9 protein-coding genes are annotated in these 10916 nt (G+C 43.4%); 6 read left to right on the top strand and 3 right to left on the bottom strand.

Annotated features, from left to right (window positions below):
- Genes trpC through trpA form a run of 4 tightly spaced genes read left to right on the top strand, consistent with a single transcriptional unit; the run spans position 1 to position 3400 of the window.
- Entirely contained in the window at positions 1 to 795 is a 795-nt protein-coding gene (gene trpC / locus ACOJQI_RS13710) for an indole-3-glycerol phosphate synthase TrpC (RefSeq protein ID WP_421378764.1), read from the top strand.
- 1 nt (position 796) lies between these two features.
- Positions 797 to 1417, top strand: a complete 621-nt coding sequence (locus ACOJQI_RS13705; protein ID WP_421385474.1) for a phosphoribosylanthranilate isomerase — start codon at positions 797 to 799, stop codon at positions 1415 to 1417.
- Positions 1414 to 2616, top strand: a complete 1203-nt coding sequence (trpB, locus tag ACOJQI_RS13700; protein WP_421378762.1) for a tryptophan synthase subunit beta — start codon at positions 1414 to 1416, stop codon at positions 2614 to 2616. The genes ACOJQI_RS13705 and trpB overlap by 4 nt, the downstream gene beginning before the upstream one ends.
- Positions 2609 to 3400, top strand: a complete 792-nt coding sequence (trpA, locus tag ACOJQI_RS13695) for a tryptophan synthase subunit alpha (RefSeq protein ID WP_421378760.1) — start codon at positions 2609 to 2611, stop codon at positions 3398 to 3400. The genes trpB and trpA overlap by 8 nt, the downstream gene beginning before the upstream one ends.
- Before the next feature lie 82 nt (positions 3401 to 3482).
- On the opposite strand, the gene ACOJQI_RS13690 is transcribed toward trpA, so the two are convergent.
- The 3 genes from ACOJQI_RS13690 to ACOJQI_RS13680 form a co-directional block, all read right to left on the bottom strand.
- Positions 3483 to 4706 carry an MFS transporter gene (locus tag ACOJQI_RS13690; RefSeq protein ID WP_421378758.1) on the bottom strand — a complete coding sequence of 408 codons (1224 nt, stop codon included), beginning with the start codon at positions 4704 to 4706 and terminating at the stop codon, positions 3483 to 3485.
- Positions 4707 to 4820: 114 nt separating this feature from the next.
- The gene (locus tag ACOJQI_RS13685; RefSeq protein ID WP_421378756.1) at positions 4821 to 5342 is read right to left on the bottom strand and encodes a GNAT family N-acetyltransferase; all 522 of its coding nucleotides are present in this window, start codon (positions 5340 to 5342) and stop codon (positions 4821 to 4823) included.
- A gap of 133 nt (positions 5343 to 5475) precedes the next feature.
- On the bottom strand, positions 5476 to 6003 hold the full coding sequence (locus ACOJQI_RS13680) for an Hsp20/alpha crystallin family protein (protein ID WP_421378754.1): 528 nt from the start codon (positions 6001 to 6003) through the stop codon (positions 5476 to 5478).
- A 608-nt stretch (positions 6004 to 6611) separates the two neighbouring features.
- Here ACOJQI_RS13680 and ACOJQI_RS13675 point away from each other — a divergent pair.
- Complete coding sequence (locus ACOJQI_RS13675) at positions 6612 to 9443, top strand: 2-oxoglutarate dehydrogenase E1 component (RefSeq protein WP_421378751.1); 2832 nt, start codon at positions 6612 to 6614, stop codon at positions 9441 to 9443.
- Positions 9444 to 9462: 19 nt separating this feature from the next.
- On the top strand, positions 9463 to 10704 hold the full coding sequence (gene odhB / locus ACOJQI_RS13670) for a 2-oxoglutarate dehydrogenase complex dihydrolipoyllysine-residue succinyltransferase (RefSeq protein WP_421378749.1): 1242 nt from the start codon (positions 9463 to 9465) through the stop codon (positions 10702 to 10704).
- Positions 10705 to 10916: the final 212 nt, after the last annotated feature.

The following is a 10916-nucleotide window of genomic DNA, read 5'->3' as shown; positions in this document are numbered from 1 at the left end:
ATGGCAGATATTTTAACCAGAATCTTAGAAAGAAAAAGAGAAGAAGTAGCTCATTTGAAAAAGTATGGTTTTGAGAAAGCAAACCTCTCCCAGGGAGGGAGCCCAACCTTATTTAATGCCCTGCATTCCTCAAAGGTTTTAGGGGTGATTGCCGAGATCAAACGAGCTTCACCCTCCCGAGGGGATATCGTTTCGGCTATAGAACCTGAACAACAGGCCAAACTCTATGAAAGAGGGGGTGCAGCTGCCATATCCGTCCTTACTGATACAGATTTCTTCAAAGGATCTATCGAAGACCTTAAGACAGTGAGAAAAGAAACATATCTCCCGCTCTTATGTAAAGATTTCTTTATCGATGAAATTCAAATAGACAGAGCAAAAGACGCAGGTGCCAATATCATTCTTCTGATTGTGGCCGCCCTGCCGCAGGATAGGCTGGATGAGTTATATCAATATGCTTCATCCCGGGGACTTGAGGTGTTAGTGGAAATCCACGATGAAGAGGAAGCCGATAGGGCAGCTGCACTAGGGGCGTGCATGATCGGGATCAACAACCGGAATCTTAAAACTTTTGAAATCGACCTGGCCAATACTGAAAGGCTTGCATCTTTAGTGAATGACAAAGATAGAGTGATCATCAGTGAGAGCGGAATGAGGTCCAGGGAAGATGCATTGAGGGCTGCAAGAGCAGGTGCTGATGGAATATTGGTGGGCGAGTCGCTGATGAGAAGCGGTGAAGCAGAAAAGACGATCGGTTCATTTGCCGTTAGCAAGGAGGGAGCTCTGCTTGGTTAAGGTGAAAGTATGCGGGATCATGGAAGTCGGCCATGCGCAAGCTGCTGTGGATGCAGGAGCTGACGCAATAGGATTTATCTTTGCACAAAGCAGAAGGAAGGTGTCTCTCGATGCCGCTAAGGAAATTTGTGAAAGCATTCCCAGTTCTGTCATGAAGGTTGGAGTCTTTGTGGACGCAGGGAAGGATGAAATTGAAAAGACAGCGGCGGAATGCAGCCTTGACTATGTCCAGCTGCACGGAAATGAGACACCTGAATTCATTCAATCCCTTTCCGTCCCATCCTATAAAGCATTGCCCATCAAAGAAAAAAGAGACTTGGATGGAATTGAAGAATTTCCCGGCCGCTTCATCTTGCTGGACAGCGGCCATGGATCAGCAAGAGGAGGAAATGGTACAACATTTGATTGGTCCTATCTCAAGAATATTTCTATAGATAAAAAGGTCATTCTGGCCGGGGGCCTGAACTCGAATAATATCGAGATGGCGGTCAAGGAAGTGAATCCCTATATGGTCGATGTATCGAGCGGAGTCGAGACAAATAAAGTGAAAGATATTAGGAAAATAAAAGAATTTATAATCAAAGCGAAGAACATCAGCAGAATGAAGGAGGAAGTGCAATGATGTATACACAACCGGATCAAAAAGGCCTTTACGGCCGTTTTGGAGGACAGTTTGTATCAGAAACATTGATGGGTGCTGTCGCAGAACTGAATGAAGCCTATGAAAAAGCGATGATGGATGAGGAGTTTCAAAAGGAACTACAATATTATTTAAAAGAATATATCGGCAGGGATACCCCTCTTTACTTTGCAGCCAACCTTACAAAGCGGGCAGGCGGGGCAAAAATCTATCTGAAGAGGGAAGACCTTAACCATACAGGGGCACACAAAATTAACAATACGATCGGCCAGGCTTTGCTTGCACAAAGGATGGGCAAGCAGAAAATAGTAGCCGAAACGGGTGCAGGGCAGCATGGAGTGGCAACAGCTACGGTATGTGCTTTGCTTAATCTTGATTGTGTCATTTTTATGGGGGAGGAAGATATCCAGCGCCAGAAATTGAATGTTTTCAGGATGGAACTCCTCGGGGCGGAAGTCATCAGCGTCAAACAAGGAAGCGCAACGCTGAAAGATGCCGTTAATGAAGCGATGCGGTACTGGGTTTCCCATGTAGAGGATACTCACTACATCATCGGTTCTGTTCTGGGCCCTCATCCTTTCCCTAAGATGGTAAGGGATTTTCAAAGTGTAATTGGAAATGAAACGAAGCAGCAATTTTTTGAGAAAGAAAATACTCTTCCGGATGGAGTTGTTGCCTGTGTGGGCGGCGGCAGTAATGCAATGGGGATGTTCTATCCTTTTATAAATGATGCCGGTGTAAAACTATATGGAGTCGAGGCTGCCGGAGCAGGAGTTGATACAAATAAGCATGCTGCCACGATGACGAAGGGTTCTTTAGGGGTGCTGCATGGAGCAATGATGTACGTACTCCAGGATGAACATGGACAGATCCAGGAAGCTCATTCGATTTCAGCCGGCCTTGACTATCCTGGTGTCGGCCCTGAGCACAGCCATTTGAAAGAAACAGAGCGGGTCACATATACTGCTGTCACTGATCAGGAAGCTTTGGATGCCTTCAAGATGCTTTCTGTTGAAGAAGGGATCATTCCGGCATTGGAATCTTCGCATGCAGTTGCATACGGAGTGAAGCTGGCGGCTGCCATGAGAGAAGACGAGAGCATTGTCATCTGCTTATCGGGCAGAGGCGATAAAGACGTAGATACAGTCAAGTCCAGAATAGGAGGACATCAACATGGGTAAAAAATTTCTTGAAGAGTCTTTGAAAAAATTGAGAACGGACGGCCAGGGCATATTTATTCCTTATATCATGGCAGGAGACGGAGGGCTTGATAACCTCCTTGATCAGCTGTCATTCCTGGAAAAGGCAGGAGCCTCCGCCATTGAAATAGGGATTCCCTTTTCAGATCCCGCGGCGGATGGACCGGTAATACAAGAAGCCGGGAAAAGGGCTTTGCAAAGCGGTACCACCCTTTCAGGGATTTTTGAGGTATTGAAAGAGGGGAGAGACAGGATCAGCATACCGCTCATCTTCATGACGTACTTCAATCCAGTTCTGCAGTATGGGTTGAAAAGATTTGCTGAAGACTGCACCAAGGCAGCGATCGACGGTCTGATCATCCCTGATCTGCCTTTGGAACACGGCGATATCTTGAGACCTTATATTCAAAAAGAGGAGATTGCATTAGTTCAACTGGCTTCCTTAACAAGCTCGAATGAGCGCATGAAAGAAATTGCAAACGCAACAGAAGGCTTTCTTTATGCAGTGACAATCAATGGGACAACAGGGGCTGTAAAAGAATTTAAATCGTCGTTGAAGGAACACCTTAAGGAGCTTAAAAATATCTGCAGTGTTCCAGTCCTTGCCGGGTTTGGGATTTCCACACCCGACCATGTCCGGGAGTTTATCGGCATTACAGACGGGGTAGTCGTAGGAAGTAAGATCATTCAGCATCTTCAAGATGGAAATTTGGATGATATTAAGAAACTGATTGAGCCAGTCCGCAATAACGCGGCTGTTTCGTAACTTGACTCTTGATCCAAAAAAGAAAATGCAACGAGCACGGGAAGCAGAAACCTCTCCCGTGCTCGTTCTGATTTTTTTGTACCTAAGTAACCTTTGGCTGCATTTTCCCAGCTTCCTGAGGGTCAGGCTTTATCAATGCAAGGGCAATAAATGAAGAAACAGCACTAACACCGATTAATATCATGAAAGTGACACCCTTTGAAAGCAAAGCAACAATGGGCGGGCCTGCTGCTACACCAATAAAACGCATACTGCTGTAAATGGAGGTAATCGTCCCGCGATGTTCTTTCTCGATTCCTTCTGTGATTAATGCATCAAGGCATGGAAGAGCTGCCCCGACACCGATGCTGGCAAGTGAAAGGAAAATCAACAGCATCCACTTTCCATCAGTAAAAAAGATGGGAACTTGTGCTCCGGCACCCAGCAGCATACCAATGACAATCGCCCACTTCATCATGACCCTGTTTTTTCCGATGAATTTTCCGGTCAAAAAAGAGGTGGCACATAAAAAAAGAAGGGGCATGGCAAGGTACAGCCCTTTAAGGACTCCGTCAATTTTATACTTGCTTTCGAGGACGTTGGATAAAAAGAAAAGAAACCCGAAGAGAATAAACATCGAAACAATTCCTATAAGAAAGATAGCTGAAAGCCACTTGCCTTCTTTTCCGAGTATTTCTTTGATCTCTTTAGTAAACTCCTTGATGGTCTGGCCTTTTTCTTCTTGTTTTTCCTTTTTAGGTACCTTAACCAATAGAAATACAAGCCCGATTGCAACGAGCGAAAAAACCGGAATAGAAAAGAACGGAATAAACCAAATCCATGCAGCCAGCAGTGAGCCAAGCACAGGACTCAGCACTTTTCCAAAGGTATTCGAAGTTTCAATCAATCCCAGTCCTTTTGTTACTTCCGATTCATCTTCAAACATATCCCCGACAGTAGGGATGACGACAGGAAATGCCCCCGCAGCACCAATGCCTTGGACAAAACGCCCAAGTAATACGATCCAGTAACCATCATTCATCTGCCAGGAAGCCCATCCTGAAATAATACCTCCGATTCCCGCAATAATAAGGCTCGGTATAATAATCTTTTTTCGTCCAAAACGGTCAGATAAGTAACCGGCAATCGGAATTAAAATTATTGCTACAAGGGAATATACAGTAATGATCATGCTGGATTGAAATCCGCTTATGCCCAACTTTTTTTCCATTGTTGGAAGTACGGGTATCAACATAGAATTCCCCAGTGTCATGACAAGCGGAATAGAAGAAAGTGCAAATAAGTCCCATTTCTTTTTTTGCTCCATGGTCGTTCCTCCACAATCAAAATGATTCACTGCGTTTAGTGTTATCAAAAAAGCAGATTTCATTCAGTTGTTTTAGAGACGATAAAAATATTATGTAAACTAATTTGTTTGTCTTTATGTTACAGAGTCAAATGAAGGAGGGTACTTGACCATCCCTTTCTTTCCTTGAAGCGATCCTTCCTGAAGTTCCATAACCATGAAGACTTCCTCCGGGACAGGGAAAGGAGGTAATATTCCCTTTGAGGAGGCTTTTTCAAATCCGAACTTCGGATAGAAATCCGGATGCCCCAAAACCACTACATGCTGAAATCCTAATTCTCTGGCTTTTAACAATCCTTCTGATACAAGCTTTGTACCAATCCCCTTATTTTGCCAGTTGGGCAGGACAGCCATTGGGGCCAATGCCAAAGTAGGGATGGAATTCCCTTTTGTTTCTATAAATACAATACTCATCAGAAGGTGTCCGATGATTTCTCCATCATGTGCAACGGCACATAGGGATAGTTCAGGAATAAAAAGGTCTGAGTTTCTTATTGAATTGACTAATTTCCCTTCATTGTCTCCATTAAATGCCGAATCATTGACCCTTTTTATGGCGTCAATATCCTCGTGTGTTTCTTTGCGAATGATCATCATGTCCCGCTCTCCTTATACTCATGACGTGTATAGCATTATCATAATCCGGTGAGCGCAGGATGGCAATTCAAAATGTATTTACATTGGAGGATTTATGAAAGCTGGTTGCGTTGAAAAGAAAAGAGACGTTCCATTATTTTTTCTCTGAAACGTCTATCTCTGTAAATTGAAGGTCGATGCTTTTCGGGATTTTTATTTCCAGGATCCCGTCTTTATATTGTGCGGAAGAGCCTTTTTTCTTTACCAGAGAGGGGAGTGTGATTACTTGCCGTTCACCCGCAGATGGTATGTTTTCAAGAATGGCCTGGTTTGAAGTATGGTACACTTTCATATTCTTTACCAAGTCTTCATCCGTAATCTTGATTTGAATGTAGACGCACTCCAGGGCTTCAAATATATTGACAGGGATCTTTTCACTGCCCGGTTGGACAGGCGCTTCTCTGGCCTGTTCATGGTGCTGTCCGTTCATCCCGTTCATCCCATTCATCATGCTGCTCATATTCTTCATAAGGTCTCCAGGATTCTCCATTCCTTGCCAATCACTCGGAAACATCTGCTTCATGACTCCCTTTACATATTGATCGACATCCTGGGGGTTCATGTTCTTCATCATATCTTTCATGTTCTTATTAAATGGAAAAAAAGAGTTCCAAGGAAACATGTGCTCACCTCTCTATATTATTGAGGTTTATAGAAAACCGTAAAATCTTTTTATAGTGTATGCAGGCGCCTGCCCTGCAGTTCATCCTGAAAATCATGCTGCCGATGTTTGACCGGCCCCTAAGTAGGGATAAGAAAAATAAATGAAAAGCTATCCTATACATGAAGGGGGACCTATTAAATATGAAGGTAAAAATCAAGCGTGAATATTGCTAGTACAGCTTTTATATAAAAAAGGCAAAAAAGTGAATAAAATCAAAAAAAAATATTTGGTTTTTTTAGGTAACAGTAGTAAGATGGTTTATGAAAAATGGTAATATTGCTGAAGCATTGATTGGAGAATGTAAAATGGCATCTCATTTTACTATTTCAGAATAGTCTAAAATTTGAAAAGGGATAGCAGATTGACAATAACTTTTTTCATTTTATTATGGCTTGTTAAGTTGACTAAATTTTAAAGAATTTGTCACAAATGCTTTATCTCTTCACTTTAGAGTGATAAAATGTTGCTGTAAGCGTTTTATATTTCTTTTAAAATACTATACTTACATAGTATTCCAATATTAACAACAAAATTTAGAATGGCGAAATGGTTGGAGGTTTTTCAAAGTGAAAAGACAATCAACAAACCAGGCAGGGCCATGGGAAAGTTTTTATGGACCCAACCTCGGTTATATAATGGAAGTGTATGAGGTTTACCAGGAGAACCCTGAAGAAGTAGATCCTGAATTAAGAGAACTGTTTGAACAATGGGGTCCCCCGACGACTGTTGAAACTGGTTCGGAACAGACTTCTCAAGTGCCTGTCCTTCCTACCGGCAATCATGATCTTGGGAAAGTAGTTGCAGCAGTCAACCTTGCTGATAACATCCGTACATATGGACACCTGGCTGCAGACATCTATCCTTTGAATGACAGGGATAAAGATTCCCGAAGAATTGATTTGAAAGAGTATGACCTGACAGAAGAAGACCTTAAGAAAATACCGGTTGAATTCATTTGTCATCAAGCACCTTCCCATGTTCGCAACGGACTTGATGCAATTAATCACCTGAAAAAGGTATATACGAGCAAACTGGCTTATGAATTTGCTCATGTACATGAGATGGAAGAGAAAAACTGGCTCAAAGAAAAAATCGAGTCGGGTTCCATCCTTTCTGATTACAGTAAAGAGCAAAAACTTGCACTATTGAAGCGTCTTTCTGAAGTAGAAGGGTTTGAAAAATATATCCACCGTACATTCGTCGGCCAAAAACGCTTTTCCATAGAAGGACTGGATAACATGGTTCCTTTATTGGATGAGCTTGTACGTTACTCTGTCGAAAATGGTGCAAGGACCATTAATATCGGAATGGCTCATCGCGGACGCCTGAATGTACTGGCTCATGTGATTGGAAAGCCATATGAGATGATTTTTGCAGAATTCCAGCATGCGCCGAGCAAGGATTTGATTCCTTCCGAAGGCTCAATCGGCATTACTTACGGCTGGACAGGGGATGTGAAGTACCATCTTGGCGCTGATCGAAAAATCGGTGTGAATGATACAGCACGCGCCCGTGTGACATTGGCCAACAATCCAAGTCACCTGGAAGTTGTCAGCCCGATTGTTGCTGGTTATTCAAGAGCGGCACAAGAAGAAAGGGAAAAAAGAGGATATCCTGAACAAAATCCGGAGAAATCTTATGCCATCATGATTCACGGAGATGCGGCATTCCCTGGTGAAGGTGTTGTGGCAGAGACATTCAACATGAGCGGTCTCCGCGGCTTTAATACAGGTGGCTCCATTCATCTGATTGCCAACAATATGATTGGATTTACAACAGAAAGCTATGATTCACGTTCAACTAAGTACGCCTCAGATACTGCGAAAGGCTTTGAAGTTCCAATCGTCCATGTCAATGCAGATGATCCGGAAGCCTGTCTTGCAGCCGCTGTGCTGGCTTATGAATACAGACATAAATTCAATAAGGACTTTGTCATCGATTTAATCGGATACAGACGTTTCGGCCATAACGAGATGGATGAACCAATGGTGACAAATCCATTGATGTATAACAAAATCAATAACCATCCTACTCCACGCAAAATCTATGAGGATAAATTGATTTCAGAAGGTGTAGTGACAAAAGATGAAGCAGCTAAGATGGAAAAGGATGTAGAAGATACCCTGAAGGCTGCTTATGAAAAAGTTCCTACAAAAGATGAAAACCCTGACATTGTCATGAATCCACCGGAAGACGTTACAAACGGATTCCCTGATATCGATACTAGCGTTGATTTTGATCAGCTCCATGCTTTGAATGACGAGCTTCTTCAATGGCCTGAAGGATTCTCACCATTCAAAAAACTCGAGAAAATCTTGCAGAGACGCGGTGGGGTCTTCTCCGGTAAAGGAAAGATTGACTGGGCTCATGCTGAAACGCTTGCATTTGCGACTATCCTGAAAGAAGGTACACCAATCAGGCTTACCGGACAGGATTCCGAGCGCGGAACATTTGCACAGCGTCATCTTGTCTTGCATGATCACAAAACGGGTGAAGAATTGATACCTCTTCATGAGTTAAAAGATTCAAATGCATCCTTCGCCGTATTTAACAGTCCGTTAACCGAAACAGCAGTTGTCGGATATGAATACGGATACAATGTTTTCGCACCTGAAACCCTTGTTCTTTGGGAAGCTCAGTTTGGTGATTTTGCCAATACAGCTCAAGTGATGTTTGATCAATTCATCGCTGCCGGCAGAGCGAAATGGGGACAAAAATCAGGACTGGTTATGCTGCTGCCTCATGGATATGAAGGGCAGGGTCCTGAACACTCCAGCGCAAGGCTTGAGCGTTTCCTTCAGATGGCCGGGGAGTATAACTGGACAGTGGCGAACTGTTCCACTGCGGGACAATATTTCCATATCCTGCGCAGACAGGCAGCCATCCTTCAGAAGGAAGAAGTAAGACCTTTGGTCATCATGACGCCGAAAAGCTTGTTGAGAAACCAATTTGCAGCTGTAACAGCGGAAGAACTCGCTAATGGACAGTTCAAATCGGTACTTGAGCAGCCAGGCCTTGGGGACAACCTTGAAAAGGTGGAAAGAGTCGTCCTTACAAGCGGGAAGATGGCTATTGACCTGGAAGAAAGCTTAAAAGGCAAAGAAGATATGGACTGGCTTCATATCCTCAGGGTCGAAGAATTATATCCATTCCCTAAATCCGATATTTCAGAAATCCTGAAGAAATATCCTAATTTGAAAGAGCTGTTATGGGTTCAGGAAGAGCCTAAGAATATGGGCGGATGGACTTTTGCAGAGCCTCGCTTGCGTGATATTGCGCCAGAGGGTGTAGAAGTCAACTATGCAGGACGCAGAAGACGTTCCAGCCCGGCAGAAGGCGAACCGACAGTTCATAAAAAAGAACAATCAAGAATCATCAGTGAAGCGTTGACAAGATAACTAGGAGGAGGAAGACAAAGTGGCAGAAATCAAAGTACCAGAATTAGCAGAATCCATTACAGAGGGTACGATTGCCCAGTGGCTTAAGCAGCCGGGCGATTATGTAGAAAAAGGGGAATATATCGTTGAGCTTGAAACGGATAAAGTCAATGTTGAAGTGATTTCCGAAGAAGCAGGAACGATCCAGGAACTAAAAGCCGAGGAAGGCGATACTGTTGAAGTCGGCCAGGTGATTGCCATTGTTGGAGAAGGCGGACAACAGCCTGCATCTTCTGATAAAGAAACGGTAGAAAAAGCAGAAGCTCCTAAAGAAGAAGCAAAGCAGGAAGAGGCTTCCGCACCAGCCGATGACAGCAAGAAAGAGCGTGTAATTGCTTCTCCGGCTGCCCGTAAACTTGCTCGTGAAAAAGGAATCGACTTATCTCAAGTACCGACAGATCCACTGGGAAGAGTTCGCAAACAAGATATCGAAGCGTTTGGGAACAAGCCTCAGTCTGCTCCTTCTAAACCGGCAGCATCGGAAAGCAAGCCAGCCGCTGCACCAAAACAAGACGATGGTAAACCGGTTGTACGTGAAAAAATGTCACGCCGCCGTCAAACAATTGCTAAACGTTTGGTTGAAGTACAGCAAAATGCAGCCATGCTGACAACCTTTAACGAAATTGATATGTCTGCGGTTATGGAACTGCGTAAACGCAAAAAAGATAAATTCTTTGAAACTCATGATGTACGCCTAGGGTTTATGTCATTCTTCACAAAAGCGGTTGTAGCTGCTTTGAAGAAGTATCCATATGTAAACGCTGAAATTGATGGGGATGAAGTTGTCCTGAAGAAATATTTTGACGTCGGTGTTGCTGTATCGACTGATGAAGGCCTTGTCGTGCCAGTAGTAAGAGACTGTGACCGCAAAAACTTCGCTGAGATTGAAGGCGAAATCATGGAACTTGCAACCAAAGCACGCAACAACAAATTGGCGCTCAGCGACCTCCAAGGCGGTTCTTTCACCATCACAAACGGCGGTGTATTCGGATCATTGCTTTCTACACCAATCATGAATGGACCTCAAGTAGGTATCCTTGGAATGCACACAATTCAGCTTCGCCCTGTTGCGATTGATAAAGACACCATGGAAAACCGTCCAATGATGTATATCGCACTTTCTTATGACCACCGTATCATTGATGGTAAAGAGGCAGTAGGATTCCTTGTAACAATCAAAAATCTTCTGGAAAACCCTGAAGACCTGTTGCTAGAAGGATAATACCCATAAACTTGAAACCAGCAGAATTGATTCTGCTGGTTTTTTTATGTCTGTTAACAATCTGGATACATGGATTCCGTTCTTTTCGGAAATCCATGCTGTTATATCGACAATCTGGATACACGGATTTCGTTCTATTGGGAAATCCATGCTGTTACATCGACAATCTGGATACATGGATTCCGTTCTTTTCAGAAATCCATGCTGTTATA

The sequence above is a fragment of the Bacillus salacetis genome, from assembly GCF_049177075.1.
Classification (GTDB): domain Bacteria; phylum Bacillota; class Bacilli; order Bacillales; family Bacillaceae_B; genus Rossellomorea; species Rossellomorea salacetis_A.
The sequence above is the reverse complement of the archived record's forward strand: the minus strand, read 5'-3'. Positions and strand labels throughout refer to the sequence as shown.

Excerpts from the sequence above, each read along its gene's own strand:
- trpB (WP_421378762.1), top strand. The coding sequence starts at position 1,414 with ATGATGTATACACAACCGGATCAAAAAGGCCTTTACGGCCGTTTTGGA.
- trpC (WP_421378764.1), top strand. The coding sequence starts at position 1 with ATGGCAGATATTTTAACCAGAATCTTAGAAAGAAAAAGAGAAGAAGTA.
- ACOJQI_RS13685 (WP_421378756.1), bottom strand. The coding sequence starts at position 5,342 with ATGATGATCATTCGCAAAGAAACACACGAGGATATTGACGCCATAAAA.
- ACOJQI_RS13690 (WP_421378758.1), bottom strand. The coding sequence starts at position 4,706 with ATGGAGCAAAAAAAGAAATGGGACTTATTTGCACTTTCTTCTATTCCG.
- ACOJQI_RS13680 (WP_421378754.1), bottom strand. The coding sequence starts at position 6,003 with ATGTTTCCTTGGAACTCTTTTTTTCCATTTAATAAGAACATGAAAGAT.
- trpA (WP_421378760.1), top strand. The coding sequence starts at position 2,609 with ATGGGTAAAAAATTTCTTGAAGAGTCTTTGAAAAAATTGAGAACGGAC.